This is a genomic window from Streptomyces sp. NPDC027185 (genome assembly GCF_055567035.1).
Genome location: NZ_JBVHRF010000010.1, coordinates 38,906 through 54,255, shown reverse-complemented (window position 1 = coordinate 54,255; position 15,350 = coordinate 38,906). Strand labels below are relative to the sequence as shown.

The 15,350-nt window shown below is 72.8% G+C and carries 22 protein-coding genes and 1 pseudogene; 12 read left to right on the top strand and 11 right to left on the bottom strand.

The features are described from left to right. Nucleotides 1-268: 268 nt before the first annotated feature. The 3 genes from ACZ4M8_RS27640 to ACZ4M8_RS27630 all read right to left on the bottom strand — a co-directional run bounded on the left by ACZ4M8_RS27640 (nt 269) and on the right by ACZ4M8_RS27630 (nt 2,081). Nucleotides 269-1,030 (bottom strand): DUF6344 domain-containing protein, encoded by a 762-nt coding sequence (locus tag ACZ4M8_RS27640; RefSeq protein ID WP_467612024.1) that lies wholly within the window; start codon nt 1,028-1,030, stop codon nt 269-271. Between the two features lie 263 nt (nt 1,031-1,293). Further along, on the bottom strand, nt 1,294-1,809 hold the full coding sequence (locus tag ACZ4M8_RS27635; protein WP_467612021.1) for a DUF5994 family protein: 516 nt from the start codon (nt 1,807-1,809) through the stop codon (nt 1,294-1,296). Between the two features lie 23 nt (nt 1,810-1,832). After that, entirely contained in the window at nt 1,833-2,081 is a 249-nt protein-coding gene (locus ACZ4M8_RS27630) for a hypothetical protein (protein ID WP_467612019.1), read from the bottom strand. Between the two features lie 520 nt (nt 2,082-2,601). On the opposite strand from ACZ4M8_RS27630, the gene ACZ4M8_RS27625 reads away from it, so the two are divergent. Then, a complete protein-coding gene (locus ACZ4M8_RS27625; RefSeq protein ID WP_467612016.1) occupies nt 2,602-3,057 on the top strand; it encodes a tellurite resistance TerB family protein in 456 nt (151 codons plus the stop codon). Between the two features lie 198 nt (nt 3,058-3,255). Here the strand turns inward: ACZ4M8_RS27625 and ACZ4M8_RS27620 are convergent, their stop codons facing one another. Continuing rightward, on the bottom strand, nt 3,256-3,831 hold the full coding sequence (locus tag ACZ4M8_RS27620; RefSeq protein ID WP_450956599.1) for a TerD family protein: 576 nt from the start codon (nt 3,829-3,831) through the stop codon (nt 3,256-3,258). A 434-nt stretch (nt 3,832-4,265) separates the two neighbouring features. Here ACZ4M8_RS27620 and ACZ4M8_RS27615 point away from each other — a divergent pair, with 434 nt between their 5' ends. The 4 genes from ACZ4M8_RS27615 to ACZ4M8_RS27600 all read left to right on the top strand — a co-directional run bounded on the left by ACZ4M8_RS27615 (nt 4,266) and on the right by ACZ4M8_RS27600 (nt 7,954). Beyond that, nucleotides 4,266-4,751 carry a BlaI/MecI/CopY family transcriptional regulator gene (locus tag ACZ4M8_RS27615; RefSeq protein WP_467612013.1) on the top strand — a complete coding sequence of 162 codons (486 nt, stop codon included), beginning with the start codon at nt 4,266-4,268 and terminating at the stop codon, nt 4,749-4,751. 3 nt (nt 4,752-4,754) lie between these two features. Further along, on the top strand, nt 4,755-5,723 hold the full coding sequence (locus ACZ4M8_RS27610; RefSeq protein WP_467612010.1) for a M56 family metallopeptidase: 969 nt from the start codon (nt 4,755-4,757) through the stop codon (nt 5,721-5,723). Nucleotides 5,724-5,887: 164 nt separating this feature from the next. Continuing rightward, nucleotides 5,888-6,136, top strand: a complete 249-nt coding sequence (locus ACZ4M8_RS27605; protein ID WP_467612007.1) for a hypothetical protein — start codon at nt 5,888-5,890, stop codon at nt 6,134-6,136. A gap of 483 nt (nt 6,137-6,619) precedes the next feature. Next, nucleotides 6,620-7,954, top strand: coding sequence for an LCP family protein (locus tag ACZ4M8_RS27600; protein ID WP_467612004.1), 1,335 nt, complete (start codon nt 6,620-6,622; stop codon nt 7,952-7,954). A 132-nt stretch (nt 7,955-8,086) separates the two neighbouring features. Here the strand turns inward: ACZ4M8_RS27600 and ACZ4M8_RS27595 are convergent, their stop codons facing one another. Both ACZ4M8_RS27595 and ACZ4M8_RS27590 read right to left on the bottom strand, forming a co-directional pair. Beyond that, entirely contained in the window at nt 8,087-8,416 is a 330-nt protein-coding gene (locus ACZ4M8_RS27595) for a branched-chain amino acid transporter permease (protein ID WP_467612002.1), read from the bottom strand. Then, a complete protein-coding gene (locus tag ACZ4M8_RS27590; protein WP_467611999.1) occupies nt 8,409-9,179 on the bottom strand; it encodes an AzlC family ABC transporter permease in 771 nt (256 codons plus the stop codon). Before ACZ4M8_RS27590 ends, ACZ4M8_RS27595 begins: the two co-directional genes overlap by 8 nt. Before the next feature lie 62 nt (nt 9,180-9,241). Here ACZ4M8_RS27590 and ACZ4M8_RS27585 point away from each other — a divergent pair, with 62 nt between their 5' ends. Both ACZ4M8_RS27585 and ACZ4M8_RS27580 read left to right on the top strand, forming a co-directional pair. Next, complete coding sequence (locus tag ACZ4M8_RS27585) at nt 9,242-9,700, top strand: Lrp/AsnC family transcriptional regulator (protein ID WP_467611996.1); 459 nt, start codon at nt 9,242-9,244, stop codon at nt 9,698-9,700. Between the two features lie 304 nt (nt 9,701-10,004). Further along, nucleotides 10,005-11,057, top strand: a complete 1,053-nt coding sequence (locus ACZ4M8_RS27580) for an aldo/keto reductase (RefSeq protein ID WP_467611993.1) — start codon at nt 10,005-10,007, stop codon at nt 11,055-11,057. 67 nt (nt 11,058-11,124) lie between these two features. Here ACZ4M8_RS27580 and ACZ4M8_RS27575 read toward each other — a convergent pair whose 3' ends face one another. Genes ACZ4M8_RS27575 through ACZ4M8_RS27565 form a run of 3 tightly spaced genes read right to left on the bottom strand, consistent with a single transcriptional unit; the run spans nt 11,125 to nt 12,355 of the window. After that, a complete protein-coding gene (locus ACZ4M8_RS27575; protein ID WP_467611990.1) occupies nt 11,125-11,535 on the bottom strand; it encodes a hypothetical protein in 411 nt (136 codons plus the stop codon). Then, on the bottom strand, nt 11,532-11,900 hold the full coding sequence (locus ACZ4M8_RS27570; RefSeq protein ID WP_467611987.1) for a hypothetical protein: 369 nt from the start codon (nt 11,898-11,900) through the stop codon (nt 11,532-11,534). Before ACZ4M8_RS27570 ends, ACZ4M8_RS27575 begins: the two co-directional genes overlap by 4 nt. After that, entirely contained in the window at nt 11,897-12,355 is a 459-nt protein-coding gene (locus ACZ4M8_RS27565) for an ATP-binding protein (RefSeq protein ID WP_467611984.1), read from the bottom strand. The genes ACZ4M8_RS27570 and ACZ4M8_RS27565 overlap by 4 nt, the downstream gene beginning before the upstream one ends. Before the next feature lie 242 nt (nt 12,356-12,597). On the opposite strand from ACZ4M8_RS27565, the gene ACZ4M8_RS27560 reads away from it, so the two are divergent. The 5 genes from ACZ4M8_RS27560 (at nt 12,598) to ACZ4M8_RS27540 (ending at nt 14,541) form a co-directional block, all read left to right on the top strand. Further along, on the top strand, nt 12,598-13,461 hold the full coding sequence (locus ACZ4M8_RS27560) for a helix-turn-helix domain-containing protein (RefSeq protein WP_467611981.1): 864 nt from the start codon (nt 12,598-12,600) through the stop codon (nt 13,459-13,461). 16 nt (nt 13,462-13,477) lie between these two features. After that, nucleotides 13,478-13,681, top strand: coding sequence for a DUF397 domain-containing protein (locus tag ACZ4M8_RS27555; protein WP_467611978.1), 204 nt, complete (start codon nt 13,478-13,480; stop codon nt 13,679-13,681). A gap of 110 nt (nt 13,682-13,791) precedes the next feature. Next, nucleotides 13,792-13,995, top strand: a complete 204-nt coding sequence (locus tag ACZ4M8_RS27550; protein WP_467611975.1) for a DUF397 domain-containing protein — start codon at nt 13,792-13,794, stop codon at nt 13,993-13,995. Nucleotides 13,996-14,028: 33 nt separating this feature from the next. Beyond that, a complete protein-coding gene (locus ACZ4M8_RS27545) occupies nt 14,029-14,232 on the top strand; it encodes a DUF397 domain-containing protein (protein WP_467611972.1) in 204 nt (67 codons plus the stop codon). A gap of 108 nt (nt 14,233-14,340) precedes the next feature. Continuing rightward, on the top strand, nt 14,341-14,541 hold the full coding sequence (locus ACZ4M8_RS27540) for a DUF397 domain-containing protein (protein ID WP_467611969.1): 201 nt from the start codon (nt 14,341-14,343) through the stop codon (nt 14,539-14,541). A gap of 94 nt (nt 14,542-14,635) precedes the next feature. Here ACZ4M8_RS27540 and ACZ4M8_RS27535 read toward each other — a convergent pair whose 3' ends face one another. Together ACZ4M8_RS27535 and ACZ4M8_RS27530 are read right to left on the bottom strand one after the other, a co-directional pair. Then, entirely contained in the window at nt 14,636-15,166 is a 531-nt protein-coding gene (locus ACZ4M8_RS27535) for a DUF6879 family protein (RefSeq protein ID WP_467611966.1), read from the bottom strand. Further along, nucleotides 15,072-15,290 (bottom strand): annotated as a pseudogene (locus ACZ4M8_RS27530) (hypothetical protein); the annotation flags it as partial. The pseudogene ACZ4M8_RS27530 and the gene ACZ4M8_RS27535, both read right to left, overlap by 95 nt. Nucleotides 15,291-15,350: the final 60 nt, after the last annotated feature.

The window sequence follows — 15,350 nt, the reverse complement described above, 5'->3', positions numbered from 1 at the left end:
ACGCACTCCCCCGGCGTGGGCCGCCCTCCCGCCTTGCGCTCCAGGACCGTACAGCTCGGGTACGGGCCCACCTCTCATCCCCCCGGCACGGTCACCTCACGCGCCGAACTCCCCCGGTGTTTCCCCCACTTGCCCCCTACGCCTCCCTGACTTCCCGGCCTTCGCGGACCGGGTGCGCGTCTCCGTCCGGGCACACCGCCGCGCGGCGCTCGGAAGCGCCGCGCATGTGGCGTGGGTCCGGGGTGGCCGCCCGGTGGCATCGGACCCGTCAGGTCGTACAGGCGGTGTGCTCGCGGCTGCGGGCCGCCGGAATGGTGGCCGCGGACCGGGCGACCGCGGGGGCGCCGTGCGGGTCGTCCGCCGGGACGGTGCGCGAGGGTTCGGTCCCGGTGGCGAGGCGGCTGCGGGTGGTGGGTGAGGAGCCGTGCGCCTCGGCGCGGATGCGCTGCTTGAGGGTGGGCGGCAACTGCGGACCTTCGTAGGCGCGCAGCTCCGGTACGCGGGGGCTCGCGATACGGGGCGAGGGGAGGAACGGTGCCGCGGGCAGCAGCCGGGCGCGGGGCGCCGGTGGCGGTTCGGGGAGGAAGTGGTCCTCGGGCGCCCGGCGGGCGGCGGGGGTGACGATGGCGGGCGCGGTGACCGGTGCGGAGGTGGCGCGTACGGCGGGAGCGCATACGGAGGAGGCGCGGACGGAAGCGGTGCGGGCCGTGGGAGCCGTCGGGTGGCCGCCGGGGGCTGGGCCGGGATCGCCCGCCGCGACCGGTACCGCCGCCACCGCCACCCGCGGTGCGTACGCGGTGCGCGGGGCGCCGGGTGCGGTGCGTGGCGCCGGCGTGTACGGAGCGAGGGGGGCGCGCGTGGTGGTGCGGAGCGCCGGGGTGTACGGGGTGGCGCCGTACAGGGAGTCGCCGTACCGGGCGGCGCGGCGGCAGGCGGCCGCACCGGGGGCGGCGTAGCGGAACGTCGCCAGCAGCTTGCCGAGCACGGCAAGGCACACCGCCCAGAACTTCATGACCTTGGACGCAGCCATGGTCCCTCGCTTTCGTTCACGTACCGGCGGTCGGGCGCCGGAATGTCGGTCGGTACGGGATGCACCGCAGCCACCGGACCGGGAACGCGGCGGTGGGCCACCGCTTTTCGTTCTGCCGGTTCTGTGGTGCTTTCTCATGATGAATACGCAATGGGAGGATCGGAGGAGCGACGCACACGCGGTGCCGTTCTTCGGATCAACACCACCCGACCGCAGTAGCCACGGCGCCCGGTGTGCCACGGCGGGCGGCCCGCGGCGGCCTGTCAGCGGTTGCGGAGCGCGCGGGCGTCGCGTAGCCGGGCCGCCCCCGGGCGCTCCGGGCGGTGGGCCTCCGCCCCCTCACCCGGTACGGGCGCGTCGGCCGGCAGCGCCCCGGCGGCGACGCCGGCCAGGACGCGCACGGCCTCGTCCTCGGCGGTACGGGGCGGCAGTACGCGCAGGTCCCAGCGGCCGAGACCGGCGGCCACCAGGCAGAGGGTGGGCGGCCCGGGGCGGTCGGGGAGGCGGCGCAGGCGGATGACGTGCCCGGCGACGAGCGTGAGGGTGGGCAGCGGCGTCCAGAGCGCGCCGTTCGCGGTGACGTGGGTGATACGGGGCCAGTCGAAGGGCAACGCCGGGAGCAGTTCGGGGAGTTCGGCCTCCAGATCGGCCGAGTGCGGCCACCAGACGCCGTCGGTGCGGCGGGCGGTGCCGGTGGCGGGCGCGATGGCGAGCCGGGTGACGGGCGGCGGTGCCAGGTGGGCGGGACGGCGGGTGGTCCCGGTGGCGGCGGGGTTCATGGTGCGGGCGGCGGGTGCCGTGGTCAGGATCCGGCGGGCCGGTCGCCGCCGTGTCCGCCGGGGGTGGGCGGCGGGGGTCCGGCGGCGTGCGGTCCGGGGCGGCTGCCACCGCCGTGCGGCCACTTGCGCATCCGGAGGCGGAAGGAGGGTCGCAGCGTGGCGTACTTGTGGGTCGCCATCCGGCCCGCCCGTTGGGCGTTGACCCGGGCGAGGAACAGCACGCCCAGGGCGATCAGTGCCAGCAGGACGAGGACGCTCACCGCGGTCTGCATCGCGCTCACCTCACTCGGGGCCGGCGCTTCGGGCCTCGTGGCCGCGCGGCCCACCCCGCGGGTGGTGCGCCCGCCCGCGAGGGGCGCGGGCCGGGCTCCGCGCGCCGCCCCGTCTCCCGGAAGGAGGGCCGGGTGCACGCCTCGGCCGGCGCACACGGTCTCCGGTCACTCCACCGTAACCCCAACTTGCCCCGTATGAGACGGAATGTTCCGGGCGGAGACCGGCGCCGACGGGCGACGGGCCGAGGCACCGACAGGCGACGGGCCGAGGCGCGGGCGGCGCGCACCCGGGATGACGCCGGAGCACCCGGAGGCGGTCACCTCCGCCCTTCCCGGACTTTTACGGACCTCCCCGGCCGCGAACTTCTACATGCCTGTAGATTTTACCTACGCATGACCAAACCGGCTGCCGGCCGGCGGGGCGTGACGGTGCCCGCACCAGGGTCCGCGCGGCCCGCCCCAGCCGTCCGCCGGGACACCGGCACACGGAACAACGGACGACGACGACAAGGAGATCCCGATGGCCCTGTGGGACCGGATCAAGGATTCCGCCCAGACGATGCAGACCCAGCTCGTCGCCAAGAAGAACGACCTCAAGAGCGGCGCCTTCCGGGACGCCTCCATGGCGATGTGCGCGCTGGTGGCGGCCGCCGACGGCACGATCGACCCGTCCGAGCGGCGCCGGGTGGCGCAGCTGATCGCCACCAACGAGGTGCTGGCGAACTTCGCGGCGGACGACCTCCAGCGCCGCTTCGACGGCTACCTCGACAAGCTGACCGCCGACTTCGACTTCGGCAAGGTCGCCGTGATGCAGGAGATCGGCAAGGTGAAGAAGAAGCCGGTCGAGGCGCGTGCGGTGATCCAGATCGGCATCGTCATCGGCGGCGCGGACGGCGACTTCGACAAGACCGAGCAGGCCGTGGTCCGCGAGGCGTGCTTCGCCCTGGACATCAACCCGGGCGAGTTCGACCTCTGACGACCCGGACCCCGCCGGAGGGCAGGGCGGCGACCCAGCCGCCGGCCCCGTAGGGGACCGGCCGCCCCAGCCACCGGCCCCCTACGGGATGCGTACGGAAACCGCCCTCGCGTACGCGCCCGCCCGTTCCCGTACGGATTTCCCGTACGGGAACGGGCGTCGGCGGCCGGTTCTCCGGTCAGGCGGTGCGGCGGCGGCTCAGACGTTGACGCCGAAGTCGGCGGCGATACCGGCGAGGCCGGAGGCGTAGCCCTGGCCGACGGCGCGGAACTTCCACTCGCCGCCGTGGCGGTACAGCTCGCCGAAGACCATGGCGGTCTCCGTGGAGGCGTCCTCGCTCAGGTCGTAGCGGGCCAGCTCGGCGCCGTCGAGGCGGTTGATGACGCGGATGAAGGCGTTGCGGACCTGGCCGAAGCTCTGGCCGCGGCTCTCCGCGTCGTGAATGGAGACCGGGAAGACGATCTTCGCGACCTCGGCGGGGACGTCGGTGAGGTTGATGTTGATCGACTCGTCGTCGCCCTCGCCCTCACCGGTGAGGTTGTCGCCGGTGTGCTGGACCGAGCCGTCCGGGCTGGTCAGGTTGTTGTAGAAGACGAAGTGCAGGTCCGAGACGACCTTGCCCGCCTCGGTGCAGAGCAGGGCGCTCGCGTCCAGGTCGTGGTCGGCACCCGTCGTCGTCCGCACGTCCCAGCCGAGGCCGACGGTGACCGCGCTCAGGCCCGGCGCCTCCTTCGACAGCGAGACGTTGCCGCCCTTGGCCAGCGAGACTCCCATGGTTTACCTCCAGTGCTGTGCCGGTCCGCACCCGGGCCGGACGCACACGGCGCCCGGCCGCGCGGGCGCGCCGCGCACGGACCGGCGTATCGGGTTCAGAGCTATGAGGGCTATGAGGTGGGCACGGCGCCGCCCCGCCGGCGCCCAGGTGAACGGGCGGGACAGGTGCGGCACACCGAGTTAAAATCTACAGGACTGTAGAAGTTGCTGCGGCGAGCCGGGGCCGGTCCACCACGGACGTCCCCGCAGGGCCCGACCCGTAGGACCCGCCCCGTAGGGCTCCTCCCTTACGGAAGACCCGTACGGGGCCTGCCCCACGGAGCAGCCCCGGCCCGTACGGCGGAACCGGGCGCCCGGCGCGGGCCGCGGGGCGCGGTCGTAAGATGCCCCGACGTCCCGGCCCCGGGACGCCCGGCACGGCGGGAGGCGACGGCATGGGCGGGAAATCCTTCGGAAGAGCGCTCGGCGCTCCCTCCGGACGCGGCGGATCCGGCGGCGCGGACGCCTCCGGCGGGTACGGCGCGGGCGGCCCGGAGCGCGCCCGCCGCCGCGGTCAGGGTGAGCTGGAGGCGCAGGTGCTGACCGCGCTGCACCACGCGACGGAGCCGGTCTCCGCCGCCTGGGTGCAGGAACGACTCGGCGGCGACCTCGCGTACACGACGGTGATGACGATCCTGTCCCGGCTGCACGCCAAGAAGGCCGTCACCCGGGAGCGCTCGGGCCGCGCGTACCTCTGGACGCCCGCCGCCGACGAGGCGGGGCTCGCGGCGCTGCGGATGCGCCGGGTCCTGGACGGCGAGCCGGACCGCGACGCCGTCCTGACCAGCTTCGTCTCGGCGCTCTCCGCCCACGACGAGCAGGTGCTGCGCGCCCTGCTGGACGGCGCGGGGCCCGGCGGCCCGGCACCCGGCGGGGACTGACCGGTGGGCTTCTTCGTCTTCCTCCCGCTGGTCCTGCCGCTCACCGCGCTGCCGATCGCCAAACTCGCCGGCCAGCACCTCCACCCGCGCGTCACCACCCGCCTGCTGACCCTGCTCGCCGCCGTCCTCGCGGTGTGCAGCACGCTCTGCCTGGGGCTGCTGGTGGTCGTCGGGACGGCGCAGCTGCCCGGCAACCCGCTGCCGGACGGCTGGTCCGACCCGGAGGTCCGCGCGGCGGTGCCGGGCGTGGAGATCGCCGGGAGCACCGCCATCCTCGCGCTGACCGCCGCGGCGGTCGCGGTCGCCGGGGCGCTGCGCCGCCACCGCCGCATCCGGGCACGCGCCCACGACGCGCTGGCCGCGCTGCCCCCGGGGAGCGACCCCGCCGTCCTCCCGGACGCGGCACCGTACGCGTACGCCGTACCGGGCACCCCGGGCCGCCCGGGGCGGAGTGCCCGGCCGGGGCGGATCGTGGTGTCGCAGGGGATGCTGGACAGCCTCGGCGGCGCGGAGCGGCGGGCCCTGTTCGCGCACGAGCGGGCGCATCTGGACTGCCGCCACCACCGCCATCTGCTCGCCGTACGGCTGGCCGGCTGCCTCAATCCGCTGCTGCTGCCGCTCCGTTCGGCGGTGTCGTACGCCACGGAGCGCTGGGCCGACGAGGAGGCCGCGCGGGCCGTCGGCGACCGCCGGGTGACGGCGCACGCGGTCGGTAAGGCGGCGCTCGTGGGCCGGGCGGGCGCCCCCCATCCGCAGCTGGCGCACTTCGCCGCGGCGGAGGCCGGGCCGGTGCCGCGGCGGGTGGCGGCGCTGCTCGCGCCCGTACCGCCGGCCCGTGGCTGGCCGCACGCGCTGACCCCGACCGGCCTCGCCGCGCTCGTCGCCGCCGCCGGGACCGCCACGTCGGCCCTCGCCTCCCTGAACTCCACGATCGCCCTCGTCCTCATCCTCAAGGCCGCGACGCCGCTCTGAGGGGTGCGCTCCCCGGGGCGCGCACCCCGCCGCACCCGGGGGCCGCCCCCGTGAGGCGCGCGCCCGGCCTTCCGGTCCCGCCCCCAGCAAGTTCTACAAAGCTGTAGATACTGGCGGTACGCTGGACCTCCACACAGCGGCAACCGGCTTTTTCGGAGGGGGAGATGGCGACGAGGTGCACGCTCCCGAGCTGGGACTGTCCGCCGCCGGAGGCGGAGGTGCGATGGGTCTACCAGCCCGTCGAGGTGCGGTATCCGGACGGCCGCTGGTCGCTGGGCCGGATCACCGCCTGGTGGACGGACGAGGACGGCGACCGGTGGTGCCGGATGCGGACGACGGCCGGCGGCGGCCCGGCCCGGTGGTTCCGGTACGACCCGGACGCCATCCAGCTCCTCCCCAGCTCCGGCATCTGACCCGGAGGCGCCACGGAACGGCCCCGCGCCAGGGGCGTACGCGCCCCTCGCCGCGCGCCCCCCGCGCGCCGCTGCTCCCGGTGGCCACGGCGGCGCCACCGGGCCGCGAACCCGCGCCGGTGCGCGCCGCCGGGCCCGCCCCCGCCGCGCCGATCGTCCACCGCCCCCGGCCCGTCCGCCGTGGCCGGCACCTCCGCGTCCGGCGCCGTCACCTGCGACGCTCCCCTGAGCCGCGCTCCCCGACGTAGCATCCGCACGACGAGGAGGCCCAACGGCGTGCACGACAGGCAGAGTTCCCGGGGCGGCCCGCCCCTCCGGTCAGGATCCGCGCGCTCCGGCGCCCCGCCCGGCCGGGGTGTCCCCGGGCCCCGGCGCGGCCCCGCGTCCGCGCGCCGGGGCGCTCCGGGCGCGCCCGTCCCCCGGCCCCGTACGGGTGGCCCCTCCCGGGCGCCGCGTCCGCCCGCGCCGCCCGGGAAACTGCGGATGACGCGCCGCGGCCGGATCGTCGTCTGGGCCGGTGCCGTCCTCGCCGCGGTGCTGCTGGGCACCACCGGTGCGGGCGCCTGGGTCTACCAGCACCTCGACGCCAATATCCGCGGCGCCGACATCGACGGGCTCGGCGACCGGCCCGCCAACCTCAGCCCCGGCTCCAAGAACATCCTGGTCGTCGGCTCCGACAGCCGGGCAGGCGCCAACGCCGCTTACGGCAAGGGCCTGACGACGATGCAGTCGGACACGCTGATGCTGCTGCATCTCTCCGCCGACCGGCGCTGGGCGACCGCGCTGTCCTTCCCGCGCGACTCCTGGGTGCGCATCCCCTCCTGCGTCCGCGGCGACGGGTCCTCGTCCGCACCGCACCACTTCAAGATCAACGAGGCGTTCTCGATCGGCGGGGACACCGGCGACACCGGCAAGGCCGCGACCTGCGCGATCAAGACGGTCGAGGGCGCCACCGGGCTGCGCGTCGACCACTTCGCCTCCCTCGACTTCCAGGGCTTCAAGGGCATGGTCAACGCCCTGGGCGGGATCGAGGTCTGCCCGGAGCACGCCATCCACGACACCAAGGCCCGTCTCGACCTGCCGGCGGGCTGCCAGAACGTCCGCGACGAGCAGGCGCTCGGCTACGTCCGCACCCGGTACAGCGTCGGCGACGGCTCCGACCTCGGCCGCATCGGCCGCCAGCAGGAGTTCCTGAAGGCCCTCGGCACGAAGGCCCGCGCCCGGCTGACCAGCCCCGGATCGCTCTACGACTTCCTCGACTCGGCCACCCGGTCCCTGACCACCGACCGCGAACTGGCCGGGATCAAACCGCTCTACGACCTCGCCGCCACGCTCAAGGACATCCCCGCCGACCGGCTCACCTTCCTCACCGTGCCGAATTATCCGCGCGAGGCGGACGTCCCCAGCGACCGCGCCAACGTCATCTGGCAGTACCCGCAGGCCGGTGAGGTCTTCCGGGACCTCGCCCACGACCGGGAGATCGGCGCCGCCGCCAAGCGGCGGCTGGCCGCGGCCGCCACGCACCCCGTCACCGCGTCCGCCGTCCGCGTCCGCGTCCTCAACGGCACCGGCGTCCCCGGCCGGGCCGCCACCGCCGCCGCATCGCTGCGCGCCCTCGGCTTCACCGTCACCACCACCGGCAACGCCCCCGCGGCGGCCACCACGGCCCTCGGCTACCCGGCGGGCCTGCGCGACCACGCCGAGATCCTCGCCGCCCGCCTCCCCGGCCATCTCACACCCCGTCAGGCCGCGGACGCGGCACCGGGCGAGATCACGCTGACGGTCGGGCCGGACTTCCCGTCCGACGGGGGCGGCTGAGGGAGAACCCTTACGGGACGGGGGCGGTCCCGTAAGGGACGGGGCCTCCCTCACGGACCGAAGCGGCGCCCTTACGGGTACGGGGCCCGGCGCCCGTAAGGGACCGGGCCGTCCGGCAGTACCCGATGTCTCTCAGCCCGTGAACACCACACTCGCCAGGAACGTGTGGACGGCCGTGCCGCCGAGGATGCTCAGCAGGGCGTTGCGGCGCCACAGGTGCAGGCCGATGGTGACGGCCAGCGCGGTGAGCGGGGCCAGGGCACTCGCGTGGGTGACGGGCACGTCCCGCAGGGCGTAGACGAGCAGGATCACCATGACGCCGGCGGGCATCCGGGTGGCGAGGTACCGGGCGGTGGAGCTGTTGCGCAGCGGGGTGAGGGCCGCGAAGGGCAGGGCGCGCAGGCCCCAGGTGACGGCGGCGGAGACGAGGATCGCGGCGATCGCGTAGCGCGGGTCAGGCATGGTGCGCCTTCCTGCGGGCCGCGAAGTGGCGGACCAGAACCGCCGCGGTGAACAGTCCGAAGGCGACCGGCAGCATCTCGTCCGGGCAGAGCACCCGGGCGATCAGGGCGCTGAGCAGCGCGAGCACGGGCGTGGGCGGATCGCCGCGCAGATCGCGCACCGCGTCCAGCGCGAGGACGGTGAACAGCGCGGTGAGGGCGAAGTCCAGACCGGTGACGCCCTCCGGGATGAGGGAGCCGAGCAGCGCCCCGGCCACCGCGCTGCCCGCCCAGTACAGGTGCAGGTAGAGCTGGAGGCAGAGGATCCGGCGGCTCGGCCAGCTGCGCGCCTCCTCCCCGGTGGTCAGCGCGTACGCCTCGTCGCACAGGGCGAAGGTGCTGTACGTCTTGCCGAGGCGGCCGGTCACGCGGTGCAGGGGGAAGGACAGCGCGTAGAAGACGTGACGGACGTTCACCATGAAGGCGGAGACGGCGATGGACGCCAGCGGGGTGCAGGCGGTGACCAGGCCGATGAGCAGGAACTCGAACGAGCCGCCGAAGGCGAGCAGCGCGGACAGCCCCGCCCACCACCAGTCGAGACCCGACTGTGTCACCAGCGCCCCGAAGGCGAGGCCGAGCGGGACGAACGCCAGCCCGGCGCCCGCCGAGTCCTTGAACGCCGCACGCGCCGGGGAGGGCTCCGGAGAGGGCTGGGGCGGTATCGGGGAGGGTGGTGCGGGCGTGGCCGAGGGCGCCCGCACCGCGACGGCAGGACGAGTGTGCATGGCGCAATTTTAGGAAAAGGCGTGCCTCATTTGATTGCCGGAAGACCCTGTAATCTCGCGATATGAGCAAGGAAGTGCCACTCGATGCGATCGATCGAGAAATTATCTTTCATCTGCGTCAGGACGGCCGGCTGACCAACGTCGAACTGGCCAAACGCGTCGGTCTGACCGCACCGCCCTGCCTGCGCCGGGTCAAGCGTCTTGAGGAGTCCGGCGTCATCACCGGCTACCGCGCCGTCATCAACCGCGAGGCCATCGGGCGCGGCCTGGAAGTCATGATCGACGTCGAGATCTACGCGCAGGACCGCAAGAGCTTCGAGGAGTTCGAGACCATCGTCGCCTCCTTCGAGGAGGTCGTGGAGTTCCGCCGGATGTACGGCCGCCCCGACTACTTCATCCGCGTCGCCGTCGCCGACCACGCCGCCTACGAGGCATTCCTCACCGACCGGCTCAGCGGCCTGCCCGCCGTCCGCCGCCTCGAATCCCATCTGACGATGAAGGAGATCAAGAGCGTCCCGTAGGGCCGGGGTGCCGTGGGCGCGTGGTCCCGTGGACACGTGGCCCCGTGGTCCCGTAGAGGTGATCCGTACGGGGGCGGGGCCGCCCTCGGGGGCGTCCCGTACGGGGCGGAGCCCGGCCCGTACGGGAGGGGCCCGCGCTCGGGGCGTCCCGTACGGGCGGCCCGGCGCCCCGGCGGCCGTGGCCGCGCCCGGCGGCGGTCCGGCGCCGTGTCCCTTGCCCTGGAGCGCACTCCAGGGCTTAGCGTCGCGCCTGACCAGCGGCGGGCCACTCCGGGCCGCCGCCCGCCGCACCGAAAGGGACACCGTGCGATACACGCTCTTCGGCAGGACCGGTCTGCGGGTGAGTGAGCTGAGCCTCGGCACCATGACCATCGGTGACGACTGGGGCTGGGGCGCGTCCAAGGAGGTCAGCGCCCGGATCGTCGACGCGTACGCGGACGCCGGCGGGAACTTCCTCGACACCGCCAACATCTACACCGACGGCAGCTCCGAGACGATCCTCGGCGAACTGCTCACCGGACGCCGCGACCGCTTCGTCCTCGCCACGAAGTACACCTGCGCCACCCGGCCCGGCGACCCCAACTCGGCGGGCAACCACCGCAAAAGCCTGATCCGCTCCCTGGAGGACAGCCTCACCCGGCTGCGCACCGACCACGTCGACATCCTCTGGGTGCACGCCCGCGACAACTTCACCCCCGTCGAGGAGGTGATGCGCGCCCTGGACGACGTCGTCCGCTCCGGCAAGGTCCTGTACGTCGGCGTCTCCGACTGGCCCGCCTGGGAGATCGCGCAGGCCAACACCCTCGCCGAACTGCGCGGCTGGACGTCGTTCGCCGGCTCCCAGCTCCGCTACAACCTGCTGGAGCGCACCCCCGAACGCGAACTCCTCCCGCAGGCCCGCGCGTTCGACCAGGCCGTCCTGGCGTGGGCGCCGCTCGCCGCCGGAAAACTCACCGGCAAGTACCGGCGCGGCGAGACCGGCCGCCTCACCACGGAGAACGAAGGCACCGTGGCCCACGAGGACGCCGTCCTCGACACCGTCCTCGACATCGCAGGCCAAGGCGGCTGGACCCCCGCCCAGGTAGCCCTAGCCTGGCTCCGCTCCCGCCCCGGCAACGTCATCCCCCTCATCGCCGCCACCAAGGAATCCCAGCTCACCGACAACCTCGCCAGCCTCGACGTCACCCTCGACGCCGACGCCCTCACCCGCCTCGACACCGTCAGCGCCGTCCCCCTCGGCTTCCCCCACGACTTCCTCCGCGACCCCGCCATCACCACGAACGTCTACGGCGACCGCTGGGCCGCGATCGAGGACCGGCGGTCTGCGTACCGGAGGACGGTGCATGAGGTGAGGTAGGGCTCCTCGGAGGGGGCGGGACGTCGGCGGGGCGGGGTGCGGCGACGCGCCCCGCCCCGCCGACGCCCTACTCCTCCGCCGCGACCAACGGCGCCCCGAACTCTTCCTCCCCCTCATCGCCTCTCCCGGTGCAGGCCGCCCCCGCCCCCCTCACCAACCGCAGGAACCGCACCGGTTGCGCCGACCACTCCACCCACGTCGCGCCGCAGTCGAGCGTCAGCCCGCACGCCGCCCCCAGACGCAGCGCGAGCGCCGCCTCGGTCGCCTCCGGCCGGTCCAGCAGCCGCCGCACGCGGTCCCGTTCGTACGGCGCGCATCCGGCGCTCACCTCTCGCGCGTCATCGGTGATCCGGCGTACCGCCGCGGCCGGGGTCCGTACCGCGGCGGACGCCCACGAGGCGACGGCTTCGGCGTCCCCCGAGCGGTACACGTACCGCTCGCACCAGTACCCGGACGAGACGAGCCCCCGCTCCGTCACACGCCGCTCCACACCGACTCCCGCCCCCTCCGTACGCGGAGCCGTTCCCGCTCGGCGGGCCGCTCCGGGCGGACGGCGACCGTGTAGAGGCACCCGTACGCGTCCACCGTCCGCACCGTGACGCCGATGCCCGCCGCCAGCGCCTCCCGCGCCCCGTCCTGCTCGGCGGGGTCCCTCAGCCACGCCCGCACCACCCCGTCGTACGGGGCGCCCACCTGCTGCGCGACCTGCACCGCCCGTCGCCGCATCCAGGCCACCGCGCCTCCCGGCGAGTACGACACCCACCCGCCGAGCGGAATCTCCCCGCCGTCCGGCCGCCGGGCCGTGACCCGCACCCGGTACGCGACGAGTTCCGGCCGTTTCACCGTGCCCGGAGCGTCGGCCCCGGCCCCTCCGCAGGCGGGACGGCAAGCTCCGCCCACACCGTCTTCCCGATGACGTGCCGCACGACGCCCCAGCCCTCGGCCAACGCGTCCACCAGCATCAAGCCACGCCCACATTCCGCTTCCTCCCCTGGACATCCCTCACGCACGGGCAGCTCCGCACTCCCGTCCTGCACCTCCAGCCGCAACCGGCCGTCCCCCGACGCCCCGCACCGGACCCCGACCGCCCCCATCACCGGCGCCCGCGCCTTGACCGCGTTCGTCACCAGCTCGGACACCAGCAGCTCCGCGACTCCGGCCGTGTCCCGGCCGATCCCCGATGCCAGCAGCCGGGCCCGGAGGGCCAGCCGGGCCCGGCGGACACTGCGGGGGTCTGGGGGTAACTGGCAGGTGAGGTACGGGAGTTGGGGCGCCACTGGGACAGCGGTTACGGACACGGGGATCTCCTCGTAGAGGCACAGCAAGACGTCGCACCCCACTCACAGTGGGGCATCCACTGCGGTGAGTGACGTGGCGCAAGCATGCCCACCGCCGAAGGAGAAATGCAAGCATTGCATTCTCCGAGAATGCATTTTCGAGGAATGCATCGTCAGAGGATGCATACGATGAGGCTGCCGACCGAGCTGACACCTCCGACTCGCACCTGCGCGGGCCGCTGAGGTGGTGAAGGGACCGCACTGTGCCGGACAAGCGTCAACCACCCCCAACCGTCAGGCTTCGACGGCTTGCCGCTGAACTACGCAGACTCCGCGCGGCAGCTGGTCTGACGCGAGAAGAGGTCACGGAGAAGAAGGCGATCAACGCGGCGACGCTCTATCGCATCGAGAAGGCGCGGACCCGCCCGCAGAAGCGAACCCTCATCGCGCTACTGGACCTGTACGAGGCCACCGAGGAGGAGCGCACAGATCTCCTGGCGATCCAGAGTGGTTCCGCAGGTCAGGGCTGGCTGCGCCCCTTCCACTCCGAGTTGCCCGAGGAGTACACGGCCTATATCGGCTTCGAGGCCGAAGCCCGCACGGTGCGCAATTACGAATCGCTGTTCATTCCCGGGCTTGCCCAGACCGAGGACTACGCCCGCGCGGTGATCAAGGGCGTGTGGCCCACTGCCAGCCACAAGCAGGTCGAACAGCGTGTCCAAGCACGCATGGAACGGCAGGCACTGCTTCAGAAGGAGCAGCCCATACAGCTCTGGGCCATCATCGACGAAGCTGCCATCCGTCGTACGGTGGGCAGCCGCGAGGTGATGCGTGAACAAGCGCAACATCTGCTCCGGCTCATGGAGGAGCCGCACGTCGTGTTCCAGGTGATCCCCTTCGACAAGGGCGCGCACTCGGGCATGCCCGGCAGCTTCGTCCACATGGATTTCCGGGACCCGGCAGACCCGGAGCTGGTCTACCTGGACACCCCTGCCGGCGATCTCTTCCTTGAGTCCGAAGCGGAGATCCGGCGCTACAAGTCGATGTTCGAGCACCTTCAAGCCGTAGCGGTAGGGCCGAAGGAGAGCGCAGAGGTTGTCGCTAAGGTTGCACGAACGAAGGAGTGAGAGGAGGTGTTTTGGAATGCAGTACACCCTCCCTGAGACCGCGTGGCGGAAGAGCAGCTACAGCAGTGCCAACGGCCAGTGCGTCGAGGTCAACGATGGTCTGCTGACGGCAATATCGGTCCGCGACAGCAAGTCCCCCGCTGGGCCTCACCTCACCTTCGGCGCAACCACTTGGACCTCGTTCGTCCGGACGCTCACGGGCGACAACTTCCCCCGTTGAGGCAACACACTTCTCTTCTCGGAGCCCCTGGCCCTCTTGAAGGCCGGGGGCTCCTTCGTTGCAATGGCCTCATCGGACCGAGCCCCGCGACCCCACTCGGAGCACTGACCATGCAACCTGAGACCACCGCGCCCTTCCGGAAGTCGTCCCACTCGGGCCAGAACGGCGACTGCGTCGAGGTCGCCCACACCTCCACCGGCGGCCGCGCCATCCGCGACAGCAAGCGCTCCGCAGGGCAGCGACTCGCCTTCACCGCAGCCTCCTGGAACACGTTCCTCCAAAACCTCAAAGAAGACGGCGACACGCGTTGCTGAGAAAAGGCATGCCAATCGGCTGGAGGACTCATCGTGAAGTCTGAGATCGCCACCCCCTTCAGAAAGTCGTCGTACTCGGGCCAGAACGGCAACTGCGTCGAGGTCGCCCACACCTCCACCGGCGGCCGCGCCATCCGCGACAGCAAGCGCTCCGCCGGTCCTCGGCTCGCCTTCGGCGGAGTTGCTTGGGCCACGTTCGTCCAGAACCTCAAGGGCGAGGCCGACGCCAGCCGCTGACCAGCCCATTCCTCCCCCAGAGCCCCTGACCCTCTTGAAGGCCGGGGGCTCCATCGTTGAGATGGGTGCAACGGACCGATGCCTGCCGAGCTGACCGGAGGACTGGCCATGCACCCTGAGATCACCACTCCCTTTCGGAAGTCGTCGTACTCCAACCAGGAGGGCAACTGCGTCGAGGTAGCCCGCACCTCGACCGATGGCCGCGCCGTACGCGACAGCAAGCGCGCCGCCGGGCCCCACCTCACCTTCACCGCAGCCACCTGGGACACGTTTGTGCGCAACCTCAAGGGCAGGGGATCCGCCGACTGAGCGCCGTCGCGGAAAGAAGCCCCGGCTGATTTGCTGGGGCTTCGTCGTGTCCGACCAGGCCCCGGCCTTCGTCAGCTCTTCGTGGTTCGTCGTGTCAGACCTGGTACTTGTCGTGCGGCGTTCCGCGTTCCCAGACCGCCTCGAAAGCGGCCGAGGCCATGCGCGCCACGGCCGGCTCCGTCCGGATCTCCCAGCCGGGCTCGGACCAGTTGCCGTCGCCGGTGAAGTGATTGAAGAGCACCGTCTCGCCGTCGAAAATCCAGCAGTCGTTACCGGGCAACGCGATGTCCGAAGCCTGACGGCGTGGCAGCCAACGGACCTGCTCACCGGCGTGAAGATTGACCGGGGTACCGGCGTGCTCGTACCGGATGTACTCCGTGACCGGCTCCGAGACCACGCGTGCGCGACGGACGACAACCCCCCGGGCCACAGTGTCGCCGATCAGCTTCACCCAGGGCTGCCAATAGGCCGATACCGGATCGGCGTCCCGGTGGCCCGTGCGCTTCCAGTTCTCGAAGTCCCCTGCCTCGTCACCCACGCCGTACGCGTCGCGCATCTCCAGATGCACGGCCGAGTGCCGGGCTGCTGCCAGCAGCTCGCGGAAGCTTGGTTCCTTCTGCGACATCGCATGCCTTCCTGAGCATCGGCACCATACGTGCCGATATACGGATCACCGCTTCGTGCGGGGGAATTCCTGGTGCGTGGCCGGGCACCTCGAATGCGGCGCATTCCTCCTCCAGCCGTGCGTCCAGCCTTGGAACACCAGCTACCCCTGTGCCTCAGGCCCAGACCGTATCGGCCACGTCCGG

Coding starts and splice junctions, on each gene's coding strand:
- ACZ4M8_RS27555 (WP_467611978.1), top strand. CDS start 13,478: ATGCAGTACACCCTCCCTGAGACCGCGTGGCGGAAGAGCAGCTACAGC.
- ACZ4M8_RS27640 (WP_467612024.1), bottom strand. CDS start 1,030: ATGGCTGCGTCCAAGGTCATGAAGTTCTGGGCGGTGTGCCTTGCCGTG.
- ACZ4M8_RS27605 (WP_467612007.1), top strand. CDS start 5,888: ATGGCGACGAGGTGCACGCTCCCGAGCTGGGACTGTCCGCCGCCGGAG.
- ACZ4M8_RS27540 (WP_467611969.1), top strand. CDS start 14,341: ATGCACCCTGAGATCACCACTCCCTTTCGGAAGTCGTCGTACTCCAAC.
- ACZ4M8_RS27635 (WP_467612021.1), bottom strand. CDS start 1,809: ATGAACCCCGCCGCCACCGGGACCACCCGCCGTCCCGCCCACCTGGCA.
- ACZ4M8_RS27615 (WP_467612013.1), top strand. CDS start 4,266: ATGGGCGGGAAATCCTTCGGAAGAGCGCTCGGCGCTCCCTCCGGACGC.
- ACZ4M8_RS27550 (WP_467611975.1), top strand. CDS start 13,792: ATGCAACCTGAGACCACCGCGCCCTTCCGGAAGTCGTCCCACTCGGGC.
- ACZ4M8_RS27630 (WP_467612019.1), bottom strand. CDS start 2,081: ATGCAGACCGCGGTGAGCGTCCTCGTCCTGCTGGCACTGATCGCCCTG.
- ACZ4M8_RS27620 (WP_450956599.1), bottom strand. CDS start 3,831: ATGGGAGTCTCGCTGGCCAAGGGCGGCAACGTCTCGCTGTCGAAGGAG.
- ACZ4M8_RS27535 (WP_467611966.1), bottom strand. CDS start 15,166: ATGTCGCAGAAGGAACCAAGCTTCCGCGAGCTGCTGGCAGCAGCCCGG.
- ACZ4M8_RS27595 (WP_467612002.1), bottom strand. CDS start 8,416: ATGCCTGACCCGCGCTACGCGATCGCCGCGATCCTCGTCTCCGCCGCC.
- ACZ4M8_RS27625 (WP_467612016.1), top strand. CDS start 2,602: ATGGCCCTGTGGGACCGGATCAAGGATTCCGCCCAGACGATGCAGACC.
- ACZ4M8_RS27585 (WP_467611996.1), top strand. CDS start 9,242: ATGAGCAAGGAAGTGCCACTCGATGCGATCGATCGAGAAATTATCTTT.
- ACZ4M8_RS27590 (WP_467611999.1), bottom strand. CDS start 9,179: ATGCACACTCGTCCTGCCGTCGCGGTGCGGGCGCCCTCGGCCACGCCC.
- ACZ4M8_RS27600 (WP_467612004.1), top strand. CDS start 6,620: ATGACGCGCCGCGGCCGGATCGTCGTCTGGGCCGGTGCCGTCCTCGCC.